Raw genomic sequence first — 21654 nt, forward strand, 5'->3', positions numbered from 1 at the left:
TACCCCGTGCCAACCCCCAGATTCCTGTTCGAAATCGATATTGTTCATTCCTTCTGGTGTTGACTATCTCATCGGATCAGCCATGGTGCATCGCGGCAACATAGTCTGCTTTTGCACAAGCTTGTCTCTGTCATGTCGCTTGGCAGCGTCATCCTGTGCACCATTTCGGGTAGTGTTGACCATGTGTCAGTTGCTGAAGTTGCGTATGAATAGTGCATTGCAGCAAAACAGTGCACTTTGACTGTGCGGTCATCCAGCCACCTTAGCAAATTTATGTTTGCATATGTAATTGAAATTATTGAAAAAATTATAGATATGGAAAGTGGCACGTCCCTTGCTAACTCATTGGCAGGTGTCGAGTTATGTGCTCGTCAAAGGGGAAATCAGGGAGTGTGTCATGAAAAAAATGAAACTCGTCATGGTTGGCAATGGTATGGCCGGGGTGCGTACGTTGGAGGAGTTGCTGAAACTCACTCCAGATCTGTATGACATTACGGTGTTTGGTGCCGAGCCCTATGCCAACTACAACCGCATTCTGCTGTCCCCGGTGTTGGCCGGCGAGCAGACTATCAAGGACATCATGTTGAATGATGTTGATTGGTATGCCGAGCACAACATCACACTGCATTTGCGCAAAAAAGTGGTGAAGATCGACCGCGCCAGACGCATTGTTTATGCCGAAGACGGTACTGAGGCAGTCTATGATCGATTGATTCTCGCGACTGGTTCAAATCCTTTCATCCTGCCAGTACCTGGGAAGGACTTGGATGGCGTGATCACCTTTCGTGATATCTATGATGTCGACAAAATGGTGGAAGCCGCGCAGCGGTATCAACACGCCGTAGTGATCGGTGGGGGGCTGTTAGGGCTGGAAGCTGCCAACGGCCTGAAGCTACGCGGCATGAATGTCTCCGTGGTACATATTGCGGAATGGTTGCTGGAGCGGCAGTTGGACAAAACGGCAGCACGACTGCTGCAAAAGAATCTGGAAGACAAAGGCCTGAATTTCTTGTTGCAGAAGCAGACCGCTGAACTGATTGGCAACGACAAGGAGAGGGTGTGTGCCATCAAGTTCAAGGATGGCACGGAGGTTCCGGCCGACCTGGTGGTGATGGCAGTCGGCATCCGTCCCAATACCGATCTGGCGGAATCCTGTGGCTTGCAGGTCAATCGCGGTGTTGTGGTTAGCGATACTATGCAGACATTCGACCCGCGTATCTATGCCGTGGGTGAGTGTGTCAATCACCGCGGTGTGGCTTATGGCCTGGTGGCGCCGCTGTTCGAAATGGCCAGGGTGGCAGCCAATCATCTCGCCATGTTCGGTATTGGCCGTTACCAGGGGTCGGTCACCTCCACCAAGTTGAAAGTCACAGGTATTGATCTGTTCAGCGCCGGTGACTTCATGGGGGATGACAGCACTGAAGAAATCACGTTGTCCGACCCCGTGGGTGGGGTGTATAAAAAGCTGGTGATCAAGGATGACAAGCTGGTCGGTGCCTGCTTGTTTGGGGATACCGCTGATGGGGCCTGGTACTTCAAGCTGGTTCGTGAAGGCAACAATATTGCGGAGATCCGTGACCATCTGGCCTTTGGTGAGCGGGAACTGGTTGGCGATGTTGGCCATCAGGGCCAGACCAAAGCCGCGACCATGGCCGATGATGCGGAAGTTTGCGGCTGCAATGGCGTGTGCAAAGGTACCATCGTCAAGGCGATTCGCGACAAGGGTCTGACCTCGGTCGATGAAATCAAGAAACACACCAAGGCAGCGTCCAGCTGTGGTTCCTGCACTGGTTTGTGTGAACAGATCCTGATTTCCACGGTGGGTGGGGCAGCGGATGTGAAGCCAAAATCGGAAAAAGCCATTTGTGGCTGTACCGATCACAATCATGGCGCAATCCGCAAGGCCATCAAGGATCATCACCTGACCAGCATCCCTGATGTGATGCGCTTCATGAACTGGCGTACGCCCAATGGCTGCGCCAGCTGTAGACCCGCCCTTAATTATTACTTGATTTCAACTTGGCCCGGCGAGGCACTGGACGACCCGCAAAGCCGCTTCATCAATGAGCGAGCCCACGCCAATATTCAGAAAGATGGTACCTATTCAGTAATTCCGCAGATGTTGGGTGGGGTGACCACGCCTGCACAGTTGAAAAAGATCGCTGAAGTGGCCGAGAAATACCATGTTCCCACGGTCAAAGTCACCGGCGGTCAGCGTATCGACCTGCTGGGGGTGAAAAAGGAGGACCTGGTACCGATGTGGGCCGATCTGGGCATGCCTTCCGGCTATGCCTATGGAAAATCCATTCGTACCGTCAAAACCTGTGTTGGTGCCGAGCACTGCCGCTTTGGCACACAGCGATCGATGGATATGGGGATTCAGTTGGAAAGCGAGCTGCATAACATGTGGAGCCCGCACAAGGTCAAATTGGCAGTGTCCGGATGCCCGCGCAACTGCGCTGAAGCCGGTATCAAGGATGTCGGTGTGATTGGAGTGGATTCGGGTTGGGAGCTGTATATCGGTGGTAATGGTGGGATCAAGACGGAAGTGGCCGAGTTCTTCGTCAAGGTCAAAACCGCAGAGGAAGTGCGCGAATACACTGGTGCCTTCCTGCAGCTTTATCGTGAGGAAGGCTTTTATCTGGAGCGCACGGTGCATTACCTGCATCGGGTCGGCATGGAGCATATCAAACGTGCGGTGCTGGAGAATCCAGAACAGCGCAAGGCACTCTATGAGCGACTGTTGTTCTCGTTGTCGCTGGAACAAGACCCGTGGTTGGCCCGCGCGCAACACGGCGTTGCACGGCAGGAATTCAAAATGATCCGGCTGGAGCCCGTGCCAGCCTGATCTGGCCAGGTCTGCAACCTTGCCGATGTTGATGTCCTGGCTGGGTCACGAATATCAGTCTTAGGGGAGTACTCCACATGGCCGAATGGCACAAAGTCTGCAATCTCAGCGACATTCCGAAATTGGGTGCGCGGGTTGTCAATCATTCTGGTGGCGATATTGCTGTCTTTCGCACCGCTGACGACGACGTATTTGCTTTACACGATCAATGTCCACATAAAGGCGGACCACTGTCGCAAGGTATTGTTCACGGCAAAACCGTGACCTGTCCGTTGCATAGCTGGAACATCTGCTTGGAAAAAGGTGAAGCACAGGCGCCGGATAGTGGCTGCACCACCCGTTTCGATACTCGCATCGAAGGCGGCGTGGTTTACCTGGCTATCAGCTAACCAATTTTAGAACCTGTTCAATGTCTTATTGCGCGACTACGATCGGGGCTCATGTGCTGCTCAAAATCCTCATGTATCAAACGTACACCCCGGTTTTTTGTGCTGCGCTTCACCCCGCTGGTGGCCGCTCATCACAGACCTTAAACAGGTTCTTAGGCAGATTGGCACGCAAGCCTTCCTACGTGCCAGTTGATCATCGTTGATTCAGACCGGTTCCCGCATGCATGCCATGTGGTGTGCAGGGAGCTGTCTTGCCCAAAATAATCGACCAACCCGCTTCAAGGAGTCACCCATGACCACTCAGCACAAGGGTTTTTGGCAGTCAGGCCATACACCAACGCTATTTGCAGCATTTTTCTATTTCGACCTGTCGTTCATGGTCTGGTACGTCCTTGGTCCACTGGCGGTGCAGATCGCGACCGATCTGCAGTTGTCCCCACAGCAACGGGGTTTCATGGTGGCCACCCCTATCCTTTCTGGTGCGCTGTTGCGCTTGGTGATGGGTATTCTTGTGGATCACCTCAAACCCAAGAAGGCTGGACTGATTGGGCAGGTGATTGTGATGGTGGCGTTGACGGTAGCTTGGCTGTTCGGCATTCACACTTATGAACAAGCACTATTGCTGGGCGTAGGGTTGGGGATGGCTGGCGCGGCTTTTGCAGTGGCATTACCGTTGGCCTGTCGTTGGTATCCGCCTGAACATCAGGGCAAGGCCATGGGGATCGCCGGGGCAGGGAATTCCGGTACCGTGTTCGCGGCGTTGCTGGCACCAGGTCTGGCGACCCTGTTTGGCTGGCAGAATGTGTTGGGGTTGGCGGTACTGCCGTTGGGCGTGGCGTTCATCGTGTATGTGTTGATGGCAAAAGATGCGCCGGAGTGTCCACCAGCCAAGACACTGGGGGAATATCTGCATGTGTTGGGCGATAAGGACAGTTGGTGGTTCATGTTCTTCTATTGCATTACCTTTGGTGGCTTTGTTGGGCTGGCAGGTGCCTTGCCTGGGTATTTCCACGATCAGTATGGCTTGGATCCGAAGGTTGCCGGTTTCTATACCGCGGCCTGTGTCTTTGCCGGTTCGTTGTTTCGGCCGTTGGGCGGGGCGATTGCAGACCGCATTGGTGGGGTTAAAGCCTTGCTGGCCATGTATACCATCGCTGCCTTTTGCATTTTTGTCGCTGGCACCAACCCCACTTCAGTGGTGGTTGCGCTGGCTTGCTTTGTGACGGGTATGTTGGCATTGGGGGCGGGCAACGGGTCGGTGTTTCAGTTGTTACCACAACGTTTCCGGAAAGAAATCGGCGTCATGACTGGTCTGGTCGGTGCAGCAGGTGGTATCGGTGGTTTTCTGCTTGCCTCTGGATTGGGCATGTCGAAACAGCTCACCGGCAATTACCAGCTGGGCTTGTGGCTGTTTGCCAGCTTGGGTCTGGTGGCTTGGTTTGGGCTGACCAGCGTTAAAACGCGTTGGCGCACCACTTGGGGTGCAGCAGCGGTAACGGCTGCTAAAGTCTAATCGCACATATTCGTGCTAATGATCGGCACTCGCCATTGTAAGGCGGGTGCCGGTTTGGTTGTCATGACGCAGGTCCGTTGGCCCGATGCCCGAACTGCATTGATACTGAACAATCGAGGTTGCTTTTTCACCAGCCTCCTCACTTTTTGATGAGATAACGTGACAACACATACTACACTGCATATCACTATCCAGCCTGTCGATCCAGCCGAGCCAGGCCCGATGGCATTGATTCAGGCGCTCGACGATTATCTGATCGCCCTCTACCCTCCGGAAAGCAATCATCTGCTGTCCGTTGAAGCACTGCGCCAAGCCAATGTGACCTTTCTTGGTGTCATCATCGATGGCCAAGTGGCAGGCTGTGGTGCGTTCGTCAATCACAGTGACTATGTCGAAATCAAACGTATGTATGTGCAGCCGGCGTATCGCGGATTGAAACTTGGTCGCCGATTGCTGGAAGCACTGGAAACACGTGCACAGGCGTTTGGCGTGTCACTAGTGCGATTGGAATCCGGTATTCATCAACCAGAAGCACTACAGTTATATGAGCGCATGGGTTACGCCTATCGCACACCATTCGGTGACTATCAGTTGGACCCGCTCAGCGTATTCATGGAAAAAGAGCTGGCCTGAGCATGCGTATCTGGCCAGTGTGCTACCAAATCGTCCATCAAAGATCCCACCAGAAAGTCTTGCCACCATGCCGCTATCCATTGATGTCGGTAGCCATACGCTGATTGGTCCCAAGCTACGTAACGAAGATGCCCTGGGCGTTGTGACACCAGAACAGGATTTACTGATGACCAAGGGGGTTGCTGTAGTGGTGGCCGATGGGGTGTCGGGTTGCGAACATGGAGATGAGGCTGCGAAGGCGGTGGTTAAGGGTATTTTGGCAGACTACTACGCCACACCGGAAACCTGGGCGATCCCACAAGCGCTGGATCGCGTATTGACGGCCCTGAACCGATGGCTGGCAGGACAGAATGGTCAAGGTCAGCAACGATTTGTCTCGACCATGGCGGTGTGGGTGGCGCGAGGACAACGCTATGTGATTGGTCATGCTGGTGATACCCGGGTTTATCGATATCGGCAAGACCAGCTTCAATTGCTGACGACTGACCACGTGTGGGACAGGCCAGGCATGCAACATGTACTGAAGCGGGCCATCGGGTTGGACGATAATCTGGTCGTGGATTTCAGCGAAGGCCAACTGCAGGTGGGTGATGTGTTTCTGTTGGTCACTGACGGGGTGTGGGAACCGCTTGGTGATTTACGGCTACATCAGCTGTTGCAATTGCATGATGACCCGCAATGTGCCGCCGCTGCCATCACCCAGGCAGCGCAGTCCGCCGGTAGTCAGGACAATATGAGCTGTGTGGTTTTGCGAGTGGCTGCCATGGCGACCGAGACTTTCGCTGACCGTCTGGCTGGTATGCGGCACCTACCCTTGCCGGGACGTCTGAGGACGGGCACATTGATTGACGATTTCGAAGTGTTGCGGCCATTGCATGAATCGCGTAGCACACGGCTGTTACTGGTGCAGCAACAGCGCAGTGGTCGGCGTTATGTGCTGAAAACCTTGCAGCCACAATTGGCCCCAGATGAAACGGCCCAGGCTGCATTGTTGACGGAAGAATGGCTTGGTAAGAAATTGACTGGTCACTACTTTCCGCAAATTCTGCCATTGGTGCAACGTAGCACACTCTATTACGTGATGAGCTGGCATGAAGGCCAAACGCTCGCGCAGCGAGCAGTTGCCGGACAACGCTTCAGCATTGCGGAAGTCACTACCTTGGGTATCCGCCTGGGTAAGGCTTTGGGCGTATTGCACCGGTTGAACATTCTCCATCGTGATATCAAACCGGAAAATCTATTACTGACAAACGATGACAAATTGAAAGTGCTGGATCTGGGGGTGGCCAGTTGTCCAGGCCTGACGGTGGACGATCCGCACAGCACGCCCGGTACACCCAGTTACATGGCGCCTGAACTGTTTGCAGGACAGGTGACCAGTGTACAAAGCGATCTGTATGCAGCGGGGGTGACCCTGTACTGGTTGCTTACTGCGCATTATCCCTATGGTGAAATCGAACCCTTCCAGCATCCCCGTTTTGGGGACCCGGTACCCCCTACCCGTTACCGACCGGATATTCCTGTGTGGTTGGAGAATGCGCTGTTGAAAGCGGTGGCGCGTGATCCCAAGTTGCGTTTTGAAACTGCTGAGGAATGGGGATTGGTTATGGAGCGTGGGGAGCACCAGCCAGTGTTCACCCGCAGGGTCTCACCACTGGCAGAACGTCAACCGTTACGGGTGTGGCAATCGGTTTCAGGTATCTTGTTGATTTTGAATCTGCTATTGCTCTACCTACTGGTTGCACGCTAAAGTTTCAGATTGTTTCAAAATATGGCTGGATATTCACATATAAAAAAGTCAATTGAAACAAAGCGCGAAGAATCGCGTGAGTGAGTTGACCAGCATGATGCTGGCTCATACGTACATCATGAATCAGGAGAGCGTTGTAGATGAAGCAGATCAAAAATGGCCTGTTGTCGGCCTTGTTGTTGTCGGTTGCCCTGATGGGGTGTGGTAAAAAAGAAGAACCCGCTGCTGATACGGCAACGGTGCAATCGACTACACCAGCGGCCACACCGGAACAGACGCCAGCCTCGACCAACAAAAACGAGCTGGTGGTGGCGACCGAAGCACAATTCGAGCCATTCGAGTTTCGCAATGAACAAAAAGAACTCGTCGGTTTTGATATCGATCTGGTCAAAGCCATTGCAGCCAAGCAGGGCATGACCGTGAAGTTTGAAGACATGCCGTTCGAATCAACTTTTACCGCGGTACGTGATGGCAAGGTCGACATGGTGGCGGCGGCGGTGACCATCACTGATGATCGTCGTCAGACCCTCGATTTCTCTGAGCCGTATTTCCAGGGTGGATTGGCCATTGCAACCAACAACACCGGCGTCAATTCGCTGGATAGCCTGAAAAAGGTGAAGACCGGTGTGCAGGAAGCGACCACGGGCGAAAAGCTGTTGACCAAGTTGGCTGGTGGTGCAAGCCCCAATATTGTGGGTTTCAAGGATAATGACAAGGCCTTCGAAGCCCTGTTGAAAGGTGATGTCAAAGCCGTTCTGGCCGATAACTGGGTGGTCAGTAAATTTGTGGCAACGCATGCTGACAAGCAATTGCGCATGGTTACCGATCCTGCGATCCCGGTTGAGCCATCTGGTTTTGTGTTCAAGCAAGGTAATGCCGAGTTGAGCACCAAGATCAATGCCGGTTTGAACGCGGTCAAGGATGACGGAACTTACAGTAAGTTGTATCAGCAGTACTTCGGCCAGGTACCTCCTACCAAGTAAGCATGCCTAGCATCACCTTCTTCGGCGGCCCGATGGCCGCCGAAGTCACCCTTGAATACGAGCCCGATGGCGAGACCACGGTGCTTGATCTTGCCCGGCTGGAAGGCTTGCCAATCTATTGGCACTGCGGACTTGGTACCTGCGGCACCTGTGCTGCCCGTATCACCGTACTGGATGGCACAGAGCGGAACATGGGCAACAAAGAGCGCAATGTCCTGACCCGATTTGAGAAACCGGCAACGGTCATTTCTGGTGTGGCGAATTGGCGTTTGACCTGTGGTTACCAACTGACCGGCGAAACCTTACGAGTAGAGTGGTAGCGGACTTGTCGCAAGGCTGCAACATAAACCTGGACCGGTAACACTGTGTATCGCATGTGCGTTGTCGCAAGTAAACAGCTGCGTTATAGTCCGCCAATCATTAAGTCATTGATCCGTGTCCTTGAGATCCCGATTTGATGGTGAATCGACCTGTGCATCATGCAGACGATCAATGACAAAATGAACTAGCATGAGTCCAGCATCTACTAAACCAACCTGAACCGGGGAGAAAACGACCATGAACAATCTAACCAGCAAGCTGCTGGCCGCGCTGATCGCGGGCGCAGTAGTGTTGAGTGCGTGTGGCAAAAAGGAAGACAAGCCAGCTGAGCAACCTGCAACGCAAGCTCAGGCACAGCCTGCTGTTGAACCTGCCAAGCCGACGGTGAAGGAACTGGTGGTGGGGACCGATGCTGCTTATGCACCGTTTGAAAGCGAGAATGAGAACAAGGAAATCGTTGGATTTGACATTGAAGTGGTGAAGGCAATTGCTGAAAAGGTTGGCCTGCAGGTCAAGTTCATCAATACACCATGGGAAGGCATTTTCAAGACCCTGGAGCAAGGTGATCGCGATTTCCTGGTTTCTGCCATCACCATCACGGATGAGCGCAAGCAGAGCATGGATTTCTCCGAGCCCTATTTTGAGGCCAAGCAACTGATCGCAGTGCCAAAAGACAGTAAGGTACAAAAGCTAGATGACCTGAAGAAATTGAAGGTTGGTGTGCAGACTGGTACCACCGGAGACGAAGTGGTGCAGAAACTGCAGGGTAAGACCAGTGTTAACATCAAGCGCTTCGAATCGACCCCGCTTGCGTTGAAAGAACTGGAAGCAGGTGGTGTGGACGCCGTTGTGGCTGACAACGGTGTGGTGATCAACTACGTGAAGAACAACTCTGACAAGGGTTTCCGGATGGTGGAAGATGCTTCGTTCGCGAAGGAGTTCTATGGTCTGGCCTTGAAGAAAGGCAATACCGAACTGGCCACCAAGCTGAATGAAGGGCTGAAGAAGATCAAGGAAGACGGTACCTACGACAAGATCTATGCCCAGTATTTTGGTGAAGCCAAGCCTGCAGCAGCAGAACCAGCCAAGCAATAAACTGTTAAGTCATGTCAAGAAAGCGCAGCCTTCGGGTTGCGTTTTTTTATGGGTGATGTGCTTTGGTGTGTCGATTGTCACAAATCACGGAGTTGTTCCGTCTTGTGGGGGTAAACCGAACAGGATAGGCCTGATCGGTCATTTTCAACAGGAACAGAACATGCAAGCAACTCCCCGTATTGATTTCGCGACAATGGCCCCTCAAACCTACCGGATACTGATTCAGGCCAAGCATATGCTGGCTGAGTCGACATTGGGCAAAGAACTGATCGATCTGGTCTATCTACGTATTTCACAGATCAACGGCTGCGCTTTTTGTGTTGATTTGCATGCACGTGATTTGTTGTCATTGGGGGAGCCGTTCCACCGCATCAACAATCTGATTACCTGGCGGGAAGTGGATTTCTACACCGAGCGTGAACGTGCGGCATTGGCTTGGGCCGAGGTACTGACTCATATCACCCAGTTCCATGGTGGGGATGCTGAATTCGCACAACTCAGTGCTTACTTTACAGAAAAGGAAGTGGCGGAGCTTACGCTGGTAGTGGGGTTGATGAATGGTTTGAACCGGTTGGGCATCAGCTCCCACATGCCAGTGATTGTGCCGGAGGAATAAAGGTAGGCCACTCAACTGATCCAATCCATGGATGGTAAATTTGTTCAACACTGTTGAACGATTTGCTGAGATCACCAGCCATTGGGGATGGACTCGAAGCTGTGACAACTTGAAAAAATGGCCTCGATGTCCAGCCTGTTAGGCGGAATCGAGGCACGTTGTCGATTACTTGAAAAATCCTCGTGTCTTCATCCGGTCACATGGATTACGACGCATCATCGGGCCGGGCCGATTCTGCTCCTTGGCGCGATCACTCATCTGCTTATGGTGCTCTTCCATATAGGACTTACATTCGTCGTAGGTTTTGAATGACCGCATTTTGTCATGATGAGTGGTACGTTCTTCCGGTGTCATCATGCCCCAACTGGGACTCAATTCCTTATCCCGCGGCATTTTCGGTTCAGCCGACAAAGCCGATGTGGCAAACAAGCATAGTAGTAGACCTGCAGTTTTCATCTTGAGCTCCTAAAGGAAGTGAATACGGCATGGTTCCAATTACCTCAACTACATTTTTATACACATACGGAAAAAGTATGGTTAGCGCATTGGCCATCTGCGACCTATCAATTGATACCTAGTCGTTCCATCCGGTAACGCATGCTTCGGAAGGTGATACCCAGCGTCTTGGCTGCAGCGGTTCGGTTGAAACGTGTTTTCTCCAATGCTTCCAGAATGGCTTCCCGTTCGACACGGTCCAGATAATCCTGCAGGGGATACTTATCCCCGCTGCCCGCAACAAATGTGTCATCGTCCCCCGATTGGGAGTCCGGCGTCAGCTGCAAGTCGCCTTCCTCGATGGTGTGGCCATTGGAGAGTGCCAATGCCCGTTCCAGAATATTCTCCAGTTCACGCACGTTACCCGGAAAGTTATAGTGCATCAGTGCCACTTGTGCGCCATTGCTTAACTGAGGAAGGGGCATGCCCAATTGCTCTGCGACACGTCCCAGCACTGCCTTGGCAATGATCGGTACGTCATCACGCATTTCACGAAGTGGTGGCATGCGCAGCTCGATGACATTCAGGCGGTAATACAGGTCTTGCCGGAAACGGCCATCATCCACGCGTTGGGCCAAGCTTTGATGCGTGGCGCTGATGATGCGTACATCAATTGGCTCCTCTGCCGGGCTACCTAACTTGCGTACCTTCTTTTCCTGAATCACCCGCAACAGTTTGACCTGCATCATCAATGGCAGGTCGGCTACTTCGTCCAGAAAGAGGGTGCCACCTTGTGCAGCCTGGAAAAAGCCTTCACGTTCCTGGTCTGCCCCTGTGAACGCGCCTTTCTTGTAACCGAAGAATTCACTCTCCATCAGGTTTTCCGGAATGGCGCCACAGTTCACAGCGATGAAGGGTTTGGCGGCACGCTGGCTTTTCTCGTGGATCATGCGTGCGGCACGTTCCTTACCTGAACCCGATTCACCACTGATGTAAACCGGCGCATTGGAACGGGCTAATTTGTCGATCATATCCCGGACATTCTGCAGCGCTTGTGAGTTACCCAGAAAGCGGCTGGATGCATCACCTGACCGACCACTTGTCTGCGGGGCCGCCTGATCCAGATTCAGCGCGGACTTGATCAGTGTACGTAGTTGATCCAGTGCGATCGGCTTGGACAGATAATCGAACGCCCCGGCTTTCAGTGCTTGAATGGCATTTTCGGTTGAACCATAGGCAGTGATGACGGCGATTGGAATATCCAGATTCTGGCTTTGGATATGTTTGACCACCTGCAGCCCTTCGCCATCAGGTAGGCGCATATCGGTCAGACACAGGTCAAATTGGCCTTTGCTCAACTGTGCCAGTGCTTCCTTCACAGTGCCGACGGGTGTCACTTCCAATCCCATCCGCAAAAGTGTCAGTTCCAGCAGTTCCCGGATATCCGGTTCGTCGTCGATGACCAATACATGGCGGGTGCTGCCCGCGTCGCGTTTACTCATTGCCATATCCTGCAAGTCAAACGGAATGTCGCCCCATGACTGGAGTCGACATAATCCAGCATGGCATGGTTGGCTGCCGCCACTTCACGGGCAATATACAGACCTAACCCACTGCCATGACTATCGTCGGTGGTAAAAAAAGGCTCGAAAAGCTGGGTGCGATGATCTGGCTTTACGCCTGGACCATCATCGCATACGTCAATCCAGGCTTGGTGCCCATCATGTTTTGCAATAATTTGGATGCTGCCGGTTTCCTGGCGGCAGTACCGCCAGGCATTTCGGGTCAGGTTCCACAAAATCTGGTGAAGATGATTGCGATCGAAACCGACCACCAAGTCTGAAGCGGCTTGCATATTGATACTGCCTGATGGCATGTGCTCGGCCTGGGTCAGTTCCTCTATGAAGGTGGTCAGAAAGGTCGCGATTTTGATTTGTTCCGGTTGGGCGCGATCACGCCGATTTAGTTGCAGGATATCCTGTACCATGCCGTCCAGCCGGCGCGTATTGTCACGGATGATACGGGTCAGCTTTTGTGTCAGTGGATCGCTTTTGTCCTCAGCCAACAGATCGGCAGCGTGGCCAATTGATGAAAGCGGGTTTCGGATTTCATGTGCGATGTTGGCTGTCAGGCGGCCGAGTGCCGCAAGCTTCATTTGCTGTGCCAGCGCTTGCTGGCGATGGACATCTTCCAGAAAGATGACAGCTCCCGCGGCACGATTTGCGGCAATCGGTACGAAACGCGGGTGAATCTGCTTACCGACACCGGTCTTCAGTACCAAATCTCCCTGAGTGTGGCCCTCCTGCCAGCTGTTAGCGGCCAGGGCAAGCTCAGGCAGGTAATCGCCCAAGGTCAGTCGCTCCCGAAAAGGCGGTGGCCCCAGCAAGCGATCAGCTTGCTGATTTCGGCTGCGGATGATGCCTTTCTCATCGATGACAATCACACCATCAGGCATGTCCTGAATCACCAGTTGATTGATTTGTGCCAGATTAGCCAAATCAATGCCACGCTGCAGTGCGACCTTTTCACTTTCCGTTGCATATTGAGCCAAGCGATAACCTAGCCAGGCCGTGGCAAAGTAACCGATGCTCAACAATACAGGCTGACTGAAGTCGGTGGCGCCGTTGTCACGGCCCAGTAGCCTGAGCGACTGTTCCAGCAATACCCCGATGCACGCAATTGATGCATGAAACAGGGTCATCTTGCCACGGCTGATCAACCCGGCCGCAGCAAGATACGGCATCAGCAACAAGCCCAACCCGCTACGTATGCCACCATTCAAATGCATCAACGTGACCATGATCACAATATCCACCGACACTTGTAGCGATAGCTGAAGATTGAAGACCGGCCATCGTGCACGAATGGTGCCAAAAGAGGTCAGGCTGAACAACCAGTAGCCGGACACAATGGGAATCAGCGAAATGGGTTGCAATTCCAGATCCGGATCGCCCTTCAATTGAAAGGATAGTGCGGCAATCATCAGAATGCTGGCGACCACCATGCGGTAGACATTGAAAAACAACAGGGAACGCCAGAATGCAGCGGGGTAATGCTGGTTGGCACCGCGTGTATAGGAATAGGGCAACAGTCGCATGAGGAAATCCGTCCAATCTCACATTTTAGGGCGAAATGGCGAGTTCTTGCTGGCAACCTGGATGCCAGCGGCTGCCGTTGATCATAAAGTCCTTGTCTGGCGCGGTTTTCGGACGGGTATTGGCGGCAATTGACAGTGGCTGCTACTTCCCGCACTGAATCAATCATGTAACAATCGACTCAAATACAAATGATTTTTCCTGCTGGAGCCGTCATGGATATCAAACAATACATGCAGCAAGTCGGGGAAGCGGCCCGTGCCGCAGCCCGTGAGGTTGCCCGTGCCAATACCAACGTCAAGAACCAGGCTTTGCTGGCCATCGCTGATGCGCTGGAACGTGATGCCGGTAAGTTGGTTGCCGCCAACGAGCAAGATGTGGCTCGTGCCCGTGAGAATGGCCTGGAGCCTGCCATGCTGGATCGACTGACCTTGAATGCCAAAACGGTGGCCAGCATGGCTGAGGGCTTGCGGCAAGTGGCCGCGCTACCAGATCCAGTTGGGGAGGTGAGTGAGATGAGCTATCGCCCAAGCGGCATTCAACTGGGCAAAATGCGCGTTCCACTGGGTGTGATCGGTATCATTTACGAAGCACGCCCCAATGTCACGGCCGATGCGGCCGCGTTATGCCTGAAAGCGGGGAACGCTGCCATTTTGCGTGGTGGGTCTGAGGCGATCGAATCCAATCAGGCGATTGCTGCGTGCGTACGTGAAGGGTTGGCAGTTGCCGGGTTGCCACAAGCGGCAGTGCAGGTGATTGAAACGACAGACCGCGCGGCAGTAGGCGAGTTGATCACCATGCGGCAGTATGTGGATGTGATTGTGCCACGTGGGGGCAAGGGCCTGATCGAGCGTATCTCGAATGATGCCCGTGTGCCGGTGATCAAGCATCTGGATGGTATATGCCATGTTTACATCGACGATAAGGCTGATCTGGATAAGGCTGTGCGTATTGCAGACAATGCCAAGACGCATCGTTATGGCACCTGTAACACCATGGAGACATTATTGGTCGCCGAAATCATTGCAGCAGAGGTCATGTCGCAGCTGGGCCGTATCTATGCGGACAAAAATGTGGAAATGCGCTGTTGTCCCAAGACTCGTAACCTGATGCAGCAACTGGGTTTTGGTTGGCTCAAGGCGGCGACAGAAGAGGACTGGCATACTGAATACCTGGCACCGATCCTGTCGATTCGGCTGGTTGCAGGGTTGGACGAAGCGATTGACCACATCAACAGCTACGGTTCGCAGCATACGGATAGCATCATCACGGAAGACTATGGTCGTGCCCGTCGTTTTCTGCGTGAGGTGGATTCGGCATCGGTCATTGTCAATGCGTCCACTCGCTTTGCCGATGGCTTTGAGTATGGTTTGGGGGCAGAGATTGGTATCTCCACTGATAAAATCCACGCTCGCGGTCCGGTGGGGCTGCATGGGTTGACCAGTCAGAAATGGATTGTGCTGGGAGATGGGCAGATACGTAGTTGATCAGATCATTTTCAGGTAACAAGCAAGGGGCGCCCAGTTTGGATTGGTCGCCCCTATTTATTGATATCGTCTTTTTGCATTGACGAATGAATACCATCATTCCAGTGAATCGGGGATTGATTTGGTATATTTACCAAAATTTGGTATATTCACCAAATAAATTGTTATTGCTGATGATTGGAGTACGCTATGGGTGTCAAAGAGTCGCTTCTCGCTGCGGGTGTCATGCTGTTGCGTGAAAAAGGCTTCGCGGCCCTGACCCAACCACAAGTCGCTGCTGCAGCTGGGGTCAAGCAAAGTCACCTCACTTATTATTTCCCGACACGTAACGACCTGTTGCTGGCCATTGCCGAGCATACCGTTGACACCTTGCTGGCAGAGGCCGCGACCCATTTGGCTGCCTCGCCCAAAGGCCAAACACTGACCGATATCATTATTCGTGTCATGCTGGAGGGCGTACCGCCCAGGGTTATTGTCGGGTTGATTGCTGCTTCCGATACTGATCCTGCCATTCGTCAATCGCTGACCCGCTTGATCAACCAAGTGAGGATGGCCGTGCCTGCGATCTTGATGGCTGCAGGATTGCGTGTCACACCTGATGATGTCTTGATGTTTCATGCCACGTTGGTGGGTCTGGCCATCATGCATCAGGCGCGATTGAGCGACGAATCGGCTGCGGAAGTTCGCGTTGGCGTGACCGCATTGATTGAGCGTCTGAGTGTCAAGCCGCCATCGGTTCAAGCAAAGGACATTCCCCATGCGTAATTGCCTTGCTTGGATACTGATGTCAGTGGGGCTGGTAGGTTGTGGTGAGCCGACGGTGCAAACCTGGCAGGGCTATGTCGAAGGCGAATATCTATACCTGTCTTCCCCGGTCAGTGGCTACCTTCAGGGGCTGAATACCTCACGTGGTGGCCGGGTTCAATCTGGACAGGTCTTGTTCAGCATTGCTGCCGAGCTGGAAACAGCTGGCCTGCAAGAAGCGCAGGCGCGTGAGCAGGCTGCACGGGCCAAGGTGGATAACCTTAGAGCGCCACGCAGAGCGTCGGAGGTTGCTGCAGTGGCTGCGCAATTGAAAGCCGCAGAAGCGGCGTTGAAGTTATCGGAAAGCCAATTGAAGCAGCAGCAGGCGTTGGCTGTAGATGGATTTGTGTCTTCTGCACGGCTGGATGAGGCTCGTACCATACGGAATCGGGATGCAGCCCAGGTCGCATCAATGAGAGAGCAACTGACCAGTGCCCGCATCACGATTGGCCGTCAGGCCGAAGTCCGTAGCGCCGATGCGGAGGCGGCGGCGGCAGGTGCCTTGGTGGCACAACGACGCTGGCAGGTTGATAAGAAGGCGGTGCTTGCCCCAACGGTTGGTGAGGTTGTGGAAACCTATTACCGTATAGGGGAATGGGTACCGGCTGGCCAACCCGTTGCAAGCATATTGCCGGATGATCACCGTAAAATCCGTTTCTACGTGCCGGAAACACAGCTGGCGCAACTTCGGCTTGGTCAAGGCATTACGGCGCACTGTGACGGATGTAAGACGCCCATTCAAGCCAAGATCACCTTTATCGCTGCACAGCCCGAATACACCCCACCTTTGATCTATAGCCGTGAGAACCGCGCCAAGCTGGTGTTTCGCGCAGAGGCACAACCTGCTCGTGAACTGGCTCGCCAATTACGGCCCGGTTTACCATTGGACATTCGTGCTCAGGAGCCCTGACATGGCGCTCACTATTGATGTGCAGGGCTTAAACAAGCATTTTGGCGACAAACATGTGGTACGCGATCTGTCGCTGCAAGTGGCTGAAGGGGAGATCTTTGGGTTCCTGGGCCCCAATGGTAGTGGCAAGACGACCTCCATTCGCATGCTATGTGGTTTGTTGACGCCTGACAGAGGTCAAGGTGTGTGCCTGGGATACGACGTGCTCAGGCAAAGTGCGGAAATCAAACGCCATGTCGGATACATGACACAAAGGTTTTCGCTATGGGAGGACCTCACCATTGCAGAAAACCTGGATTTTGTGGCGCGAATGTTTGGCATGCCGGATCGGCGCATGGCAGTTGATCAAGCTTTGAGTGAGCTGGGTTTGGGCGGGCGTCGCAATCAACTGGCGGGCACCTTGTCCGGTGGCTGGAAACAGCGCTTGTCGCTGGCAGCCTGTTTGTTACATCGGCCCAAATTGCTGTTGCTGGATGAGCCAACCGCTGGCGTGGACCCAAAAGCACGCCGCGACTTCTGGGAAGAGATTCATCGCCTTTCCACCAGTGGCATCACCATTCTGGTATCTACTCACTATATGGATGAAGCGGAGCGATGTCATCGATTGGCTTATCTGGCGTATGGCAGCCTGCTGGCATCGGGCACCGCGGCTGAGGTCGTTGCGTCACAGCACTTGGTGACCTGGGCGGTGACTGGGGCACATGAAAACGGGTTGTCCGCTGCCTTGGCTGCCTTGCCAGGAGTGGAGCAAGTGGCAACATTCGGCTTGGTTCAGCATGTCAGCGGGCAAGATGAGGAATTGCTTGGTCAGTACTTGACAGCATTTGGCCAGGACCATGGCTTGACGATTACGCGAGTGGCCCCGTCGCTGGAAGATGCTTTCATTCATCTCATGCGTGATACACGCGATCAATTCCAGGGGTAGACCTTCATGATTGCTCTTCGCCACATGGCTTGGCACCGCTGGTTGGGTATCGTGATCAAGGAATTCATCCAGATAAAACGGGATCGACTGACATTTGGCATGATTGTTGGTATCCCGATGGTGCAAGTGCTGTTGTTTGGTTTCGCCATCAACAATGATCCCAAGCATTTGCCAACAGTAGTCGTGATGGCGGAGGCCAGTCCGTTTGCCCGCTCATACCTGGCAGCCATGCAGAATAGCGACTATTTCAGGGTGATCGATACCGTGGCCAATGAACAGGAAGCGGATCACCTTCTGAAGCGGGGCGATGTACAGTTCGTGGTGACTTTTCCGAATGGCTTCCAGCGTGCATTGGTACGTGGTGAACGTCCGGTGATTCTGGTGGAGGCGGATGCTACTGACCCGGTTGCAGCCAATGGCGCGCTGGCGGTACTAGGGCAATTGGGCAGTGATGTATTTACACCAGATCTGCCGGGGTATCGGCAACCGGTCAAACCGATGATCGATGTTCGGGTTCACCGTCACTACAACCCAGAAGGTGTGACTGCCTATAACATCGTACCAGGCCTGATCGGGGTGATTCTGACCATGACCATGGTGCTGATGACTGGCTTGGCAATGACCCGTGAGCGTGAACGTGGTACTTTCGAAAACCTGTTGGCGACCCCTGCAACACCGATGGAAGTGATGACTGGGAAGATCGTGCCTTACATTCTGATCGGGTTGACCCAGGTTACCCTGATCTTGCTGGCCGCGCGTTGGGTGTTCAACGTACCTATGCTGGGAAGCTTGCTGCTGTTGTATGGTGTCGTGTTGCTGTTTATTTGCGCCAATCTGACGCTGGGCATCACGTTCAGCTCGGTTGCACGCAATCAGCTGCAGGCCATGCAGATGACGTTCTTCTTCTTTCTGCCGTCAATTTTGTTGTCCGGCTTCATGTTTCCGTTCCGGGGGATGCCGGATTGGGCGCAGATGATAGGCAGCTGTCTGCCATTGACACATTTTCTGATCCTGGTGCGCGGTATTCTGCTGAAGGGTAATGACCTGCCACTACTCTATGACCATATCTGGCCGATTCTGGTGTTTATGGCAGTGGTGCTGGGGGTGGGGCTGAAGACTTTCCGCAAGACGCTTGATTAGCCATGTTGCGAATGCTCGCTGGTGGTGTTGCCTTCTATTGGCACCGCCATCCATAGCGAGGTGATGTGCCGTGTTTACCGAAGGCGATGTAAATAACGATGTTAATATGTCTGACAAAGCCCCCTGAGAGGATGCCATGTCTGTGCCATTTGAAGCTGTCTCATTGTTGCCTGCTGCCCCCAGCCAGGTTGTTGACCAAGGGGTGCCAGCCACAGGTCGTTATGCCGGAGTAATTGAGCAAATCGATTGGACCTCACTGCAAGGCGAGTTTCGTCGATCAGCTTGGTGGCGAAAGGTACATCACAAACGTTGGCACTATGTGGCGATTGCCACTGATACCTGCTTCATCGGTTTGGCAATGGTGGATTTAGGGTGGACGAATACCGCCTTTGCATATCTGTTTGATCGCTGTCAGCGCAAAGTAGTTGGCAACTTCTCGCAAGATGGATTGCCAGGTTTGACAGCCAAGGTAAGTGATCGTCCGGGATATGGCGCACTGAGCTGGTTCAAACATACCCGTGGTGCCATGCGTTTTGAGCACCGTGGTGGTACGCATTACCAGCTAAGTCTATGGACCAAAAGTGGGTTCGAGATTGATGTGGAAATCAATACCAGTGGCAGTGCTCCACCGCTGTTGGCGATAGGGCCGATTGGTGAAGGAGGCTGTGCTCATGCAACACAAAAGTCTAGTGCATTAAAGGTAACCGGTACGGCAAGGGCAGGTGGACAAAGCTTTATACTTGATCATGGGGTTGCCAGTATTGACTATTCAAATGGCTTGCTGGCACGGGAAACTCAATGGCGCTGGGCATCTGCACATTCACCTGACCTTGGCTTCAATGTGCAGCAGGGCTACTTTGGCACGCATGAAAATGTCTTGTGGTTGGACGGTCAATTGATCCCGCTGGGGCGTGCTGAGTTTGATTTTGACCCGCGTTATCCGATGCTGCCATGGCAGGTGCGAACGGATGATGGTTTGCTGGATTTGGTTTTTGAGCCTGAAGGGGCTCGCCAGGAAAGTAAGAATCTGTTGATTGCGGCCAGCTATTATATTCAGCCAATTGGCACGTTCAATGGTATCGTCAAAGCCCATGCCGACGCACCGGGGCTCCAGGTCAATCAGTTGGTGGGCGTGACAGAAGACCATCTGTCACGCTGGTAAGTAATATCAATGCCGTACGTTGGATAATGCTTCCTCAATTTTTTTATCAGTTTTGTACTGACTTAACGCATAAACTGACCAAATGGCAGCAGGTAACCAGCCGATCAACGTAATCTGCAGAATCAGGCAGACCACGCCCGCGATCGGACGGCCAATAGTAAAGAATTGCAGCCAGGGCAGAATCAGGGCGAGCAACAGTCGCATAACATATATTCCTTTGCTTCAAAGATTTGCTGTAACGGGTTTGAGGTATCATCCGGGTGTGGTCAGGCAGTGATTCGATAATTCGTACGATGTAAATCATCAAGCAATGGTTGAGATTGGCATCATATGCTGACGGTTATTCCTGATCAGACCAAGTCTCGCAATGTTTGTTCACACGCCAATATCATTGTGGCATTCACCAAAAAGGTGTCCAATAATACAAGATGATTCCATCCTATTCTGAAACTGGAGAAACCGTCATGGCAACTGATACCCGGCTGGATAACGACGCGCTGATTGATGACTTGCGCGATGTATTGTCCGACACCGAAGCGATGTTGAAAGAGGTTGAATCCGATACCAGTGAACAAGCTGCGGCATTGCGTGAAAAAGTGCTGGCCAATTTGCGCAGCGCCAAAACCAAGTTACTGGAAACAGAGCGGCTGGTTGCTGCAAAAACAAAGGCTGCAGCTAAAGCCACGGATGAGTATGTACATGATCACCCATGGCAGGCTGTGGGCGTTGCCGCAGGGGTGGGATTCCTGCTTGGCTTGCTGGTCGCACGACGTTGATCTGACCGATGCAGGAGGCAAATCACGACAAACGTCCCCCCGGCCCACTAAAGGCGTTGACCGGCAGTATTTTAGGGTTGCTCCACACGCATCTGGAACTATTCAGCCTGGAGCTGGAGGAAGAGCGTGAGCGTTTGCTGCGAGCCTTGGTATTGGGTGTAGTGGGGGCGGGTGCCTTACTCTTGTTTCTGACCACTCTGACCATCGGTATTCTGGTGCTGGTCAGACCTGAGTGGCGTGGCATGGCGGCATTGGCGCTGACTTTGTTCCATCTGATACTTGGTGCATTCTGTCTCAATCGGGCCTGGCGGTTTTACACACTGGGCCCAAGACCGTTTGCAGCCACTCTGGACGAGATCAACAAAAACAAGAAATTCCTTTCCCGATGAGTGCTTCAGCCAATCGCCAAAAGATTCGAGCAACCCGTAAATTGTTACTGCAACTACAGGCAGATGCCTATCGTCTGGAAATTGCTGCGCAGTTAGGTCAACTGCGGGAACCATTTAAGCAAGCCAGTACAGCCAGCACTTGGATGGTTTGGTTGAAGAATCCGCTCAAACTGTTGCCCTTACTGGCTCCGTTTCTGGGTAAGGGAAGAGTGGTGGGAATGTTGAAGCTGCTACCGATAGTTATCACTGCCTGGAAAGTGGCCAGTGTGGTCAAAAAGCATTTCCGGCATTGACCCGCACTGGCTATTATCCGTCGCATAGTAGATTGGTAGTAGCCAAGTGAGGGGCTAGGTGGTTACCTTACTCCTGTTGACTGAGCTTTT

Annotated in this window: 22 protein-coding genes; 18 read left to right on the forward strand and 4 right to left on the reverse strand. The window is 53.1% G+C overall.

The genetic code is table 11. The features are described from left to right. Positions 1-397: 397 nt before the first annotated feature. From nirB to FFS57_RS06395, 9 genes are all read left to right on the forward strand, one after another. Positions 398-2848 (forward strand): nitrite reductase large subunit NirB, encoded by a 2451-nt coding sequence (gene nirB / locus FFS57_RS06355; protein WP_137936926.1) that lies wholly within the window; start codon positions 398-400, stop codon positions 2846-2848. A gap of 77 nt (positions 2849-2925) precedes the next feature. After that, complete coding sequence (nirD, locus tag FFS57_RS06360) at positions 2926-3237, forward strand: nitrite reductase small subunit NirD (protein ID WP_137936927.1); 312 nt, start codon at positions 2926-2928, stop codon at positions 3235-3237. Between the two features lie 292 nt (positions 3238-3529). Next, positions 3530-4750, forward strand: a complete 1221-nt coding sequence (locus FFS57_RS06365) for a nitrate/nitrite transporter (protein ID WP_137936928.1) — start codon at positions 3530-3532, stop codon at positions 4748-4750. A gap of 159 nt (positions 4751-4909) precedes the next feature. After that, positions 4910-5383 (forward strand): GNAT family N-acetyltransferase, encoded by a 474-nt coding sequence (locus FFS57_RS06370; protein WP_249383920.1) that lies wholly within the window; start codon positions 4910-4912, stop codon positions 5381-5383. Positions 5384-5450: 67 nt separating this feature from the next. Continuing rightward, complete coding sequence (locus FFS57_RS06375) at positions 5451-7133, forward strand: bifunctional protein-serine/threonine kinase/phosphatase (protein ID WP_137936929.1); 1683 nt, start codon at positions 5451-5453, stop codon at positions 7131-7133. Positions 7134-7273: 140 nt separating this feature from the next. Continuing rightward, on the forward strand, positions 7274-8116 hold the full coding sequence (locus FFS57_RS06380; protein WP_137936930.1) for a basic amino acid ABC transporter substrate-binding protein: 843 nt from the start codon (positions 7274-7276) through the stop codon (positions 8114-8116). Positions 8117-8118: 2 nt separating this feature from the next. Continuing rightward, positions 8119-8436 (forward strand): 2Fe-2S iron-sulfur cluster-binding protein, encoded by a 318-nt coding sequence (locus FFS57_RS06385; protein ID WP_137936931.1) that lies wholly within the window; start codon positions 8119-8121, stop codon positions 8434-8436. A gap of 238 nt (positions 8437-8674) precedes the next feature. After that, positions 8675-9532, forward strand: a complete 858-nt coding sequence (locus FFS57_RS06390; protein WP_137936932.1) for a basic amino acid ABC transporter substrate-binding protein — start codon at positions 8675-8677, stop codon at positions 9530-9532. A gap of 160 nt (positions 9533-9692) precedes the next feature. Beyond that, positions 9693-10148, forward strand: a complete 456-nt coding sequence (locus FFS57_RS06395; RefSeq protein ID WP_137936933.1) for a carboxymuconolactone decarboxylase family protein — start codon at positions 9693-9695, stop codon at positions 10146-10148. A gap of 165 nt (positions 10149-10313) precedes the next feature. Here FFS57_RS06395 and FFS57_RS06400 read toward each other — a convergent pair whose 3' ends face one another. The 3 genes from FFS57_RS06400 to FFS57_RS06410 form a co-directional block, all read right to left on the reverse strand. Beyond that, entirely contained in the window at positions 10314-10604 is a 291-nt protein-coding gene (locus tag FFS57_RS06400; protein ID WP_137936934.1) for a hypothetical protein, read from the reverse strand. Between the two features lie 107 nt (positions 10605-10711). Then, on the reverse strand, positions 10712-12085 hold the full coding sequence (locus FFS57_RS06405; RefSeq protein WP_249383921.1) for a sigma-54-dependent transcriptional regulator: 1374 nt from the start codon (positions 12083-12085) through the stop codon (positions 10712-10714). Continuing rightward, a complete protein-coding gene (locus FFS57_RS06410) occupies positions 12082-13680 on the reverse strand; it encodes a two-component system sensor histidine kinase NtrB (RefSeq protein WP_137936936.1) in 1599 nt (532 codons plus the stop codon). The genes FFS57_RS06405 and FFS57_RS06410 overlap by 4 nt, the downstream gene beginning before the upstream one ends. Positions 13681-13893: 213 nt before the next feature. Between FFS57_RS06410 and FFS57_RS06415 the strand changes: the two genes are divergently transcribed. From FFS57_RS06415 to FFS57_RS06440, 6 genes are all read left to right on the forward strand, one after another. Continuing rightward, positions 13894-15165 carry a glutamate-5-semialdehyde dehydrogenase gene (locus FFS57_RS06415; RefSeq protein ID WP_137936937.1) on the forward strand — a complete coding sequence of 424 codons (1272 nt, stop codon included), beginning with the start codon at positions 13894-13896 and terminating at the stop codon, positions 15163-15165. Between the two features lie 189 nt (positions 15166-15354). Then, the gene (locus tag FFS57_RS06420) at positions 15355-15930 is read left to right on the forward strand and encodes a TetR/AcrR family transcriptional regulator (protein WP_137936938.1); all 576 of its coding nucleotides are present in this window, start codon (positions 15355-15357) and stop codon (positions 15928-15930) included. Further along, a complete protein-coding gene (locus FFS57_RS06425; protein ID WP_137936939.1) occupies positions 15923-16879 on the forward strand; it encodes an HlyD family secretion protein in 957 nt (318 codons plus the stop codon). The genes FFS57_RS06420 and FFS57_RS06425 overlap by 8 nt, the downstream gene beginning before the upstream one ends. Before the next feature lies 1 nt (position 16880). Further along, a complete protein-coding gene (locus tag FFS57_RS06430) occupies positions 16881-17804 on the forward strand; it encodes an ABC transporter ATP-binding protein (RefSeq protein ID WP_137936940.1) in 924 nt (307 codons plus the stop codon). Between the two features lie 6 nt (positions 17805-17810). Further along, positions 17811-18944, forward strand: a complete 1134-nt coding sequence (locus FFS57_RS06435; protein ID WP_137936941.1) for an ABC transporter permease — start codon at positions 17811-17813, stop codon at positions 18942-18944. A gap of 136 nt (positions 18945-19080) precedes the next feature. Continuing rightward, positions 19081-20106 (forward strand): DUF2804 domain-containing protein, encoded by a 1026-nt coding sequence (locus FFS57_RS06440; protein ID WP_137936942.1) that lies wholly within the window; start codon positions 19081-19083, stop codon positions 20104-20106. 6 nt (positions 20107-20112) lie between these two features. Here the strand turns inward: FFS57_RS06440 and FFS57_RS06445 are convergent, their stop codons facing one another. Continuing rightward, a complete protein-coding gene (locus FFS57_RS06445) occupies positions 20113-20310 on the reverse strand; it encodes a YqaE/Pmp3 family membrane protein (protein WP_137936943.1) in 198 nt (65 codons plus the stop codon). Positions 20311-20570: 260 nt separating this feature from the next. Here FFS57_RS06445 and FFS57_RS06450 point away from each other — a divergent pair, with 260 nt between their 5' ends. From FFS57_RS06450 to FFS57_RS06460, 3 genes are read left to right on the forward strand one after another with little or no spacing between them, the layout of a single operon-like run. Next, positions 20571-20882 (forward strand): ElaB/YgaM/YqjD family protein, encoded by a 312-nt coding sequence (locus tag FFS57_RS06450; RefSeq protein WP_171013671.1) that lies wholly within the window; start codon positions 20571-20573, stop codon positions 20880-20882. Between the two features lie 8 nt (positions 20883-20890). Next, a complete protein-coding gene (locus FFS57_RS06455; RefSeq protein ID WP_137936944.1) occupies positions 20891-21271 on the forward strand; it encodes a phage holin family protein in 381 nt (126 codons plus the stop codon). Next, positions 21268-21564, forward strand: a complete 297-nt coding sequence (locus tag FFS57_RS06460) for a hypothetical protein (RefSeq protein WP_137936945.1) — start codon at positions 21268-21270, stop codon at positions 21562-21564. The genes FFS57_RS06455 and FFS57_RS06460 overlap by 4 nt, the downstream gene beginning before the upstream one ends. Positions 21565-21654 lie beyond the last annotated feature (90 nt).

Origin of the sequence: Chitinivorax sp. B, from assembly GCF_005503445.1 — a bacterium.
Lineage (GTDB): Bacteria > Pseudomonadota > Gammaproteobacteria > Burkholderiales > SCOH01 > Chitinivorax.

Coding starts and splice junctions, on each gene's coding strand:
- nirB (WP_137936926.1), top strand. CDS start 398: ATGAAAAAAATGAAACTCGTCATGGTTGGCAATGGTATGGCCGGGGTG.
- nirD (WP_137936927.1), top strand. CDS start 2,926: ATGGCCGAATGGCACAAAGTCTGCAATCTCAGCGACATTCCGAAATTG.
- FFS57_RS06365 (WP_137936928.1), top strand. CDS start 3,530: ATGACCACTCAGCACAAGGGTTTTTGGCAGTCAGGCCATACACCAACG.
- FFS57_RS06375 (WP_137936929.1), top strand. CDS start 5,451: ATGCCGCTATCCATTGATGTCGGTAGCCATACGCTGATTGGTCCCAAG.
- FFS57_RS06380 (WP_137936930.1), top strand. CDS start 7,274: ATGAAGCAGATCAAAAATGGCCTGTTGTCGGCCTTGTTGTTGTCGGTT.
- FFS57_RS06385 (WP_137936931.1), top strand. CDS start 8,119: ATGCCTAGCATCACCTTCTTCGGCGGCCCGATGGCCGCCGAAGTCACC.
- FFS57_RS06390 (WP_137936932.1), top strand. CDS start 8,675: ATGAACAATCTAACCAGCAAGCTGCTGGCCGCGCTGATCGCGGGCGCA.
- FFS57_RS06395 (WP_137936933.1), top strand. CDS start 9,693: ATGCAAGCAACTCCCCGTATTGATTTCGCGACAATGGCCCCTCAAACC.
- FFS57_RS06400 (WP_137936934.1), bottom strand. CDS start 10,604: ATGAAAACTGCAGGTCTACTACTATGCTTGTTTGCCACATCGGCTTTG.
- FFS57_RS06405 (WP_249383921.1), bottom strand. CDS start 12,085: ATGAGTAAACGCGACGCGGGCAGCACCCGCCATGTATTGGTCATCGAC.
- FFS57_RS06410 (WP_137936936.1), bottom strand. CDS start 13,680: ATGCGACTGTTGCCCTATTCCTATACACGCGGTGCCAACCAGCATTAC.
- FFS57_RS06415 (WP_137936937.1), top strand. CDS start 13,894: ATGGATATCAAACAATACATGCAGCAAGTCGGGGAAGCGGCCCGTGCC.
- FFS57_RS06420 (WP_137936938.1), top strand. CDS start 15,355: ATGGGTGTCAAAGAGTCGCTTCTCGCTGCGGGTGTCATGCTGTTGCGT.
- FFS57_RS06425 (WP_137936939.1), top strand. CDS start 15,923: ATGCGTAATTGCCTTGCTTGGATACTGATGTCAGTGGGGCTGGTAGGT.
- FFS57_RS06430 (WP_137936940.1), top strand. CDS start 16,881: ATGGCGCTCACTATTGATGTGCAGGGCTTAAACAAGCATTTTGGCGAC.
- FFS57_RS06435 (WP_137936941.1), top strand. CDS start 17,811: ATGATTGCTCTTCGCCACATGGCTTGGCACCGCTGGTTGGGTATCGTG.
- FFS57_RS06440 (WP_137936942.1), top strand. CDS start 19,081: ATGTCTGTGCCATTTGAAGCTGTCTCATTGTTGCCTGCTGCCCCCAGC.
- FFS57_RS06445 (WP_137936943.1), bottom strand. CDS start 20,310: ATGCGACTGTTGCTCGCCCTGATTCTGCCCTGGCTGCAATTCTTTACT.
- FFS57_RS06450 (WP_171013671.1), top strand. CDS start 20,571: ATGGCAACTGATACCCGGCTGGATAACGACGCGCTGATTGATGACTTG.
- FFS57_RS06455 (WP_137936944.1), top strand. CDS start 20,891: ATGCAGGAGGCAAATCACGACAAACGTCCCCCCGGCCCACTAAAGGCG.
- FFS57_RS06460 (WP_137936945.1), top strand. CDS start 21,268: ATGAGTGCTTCAGCCAATCGCCAAAAGATTCGAGCAACCCGTAAATTG.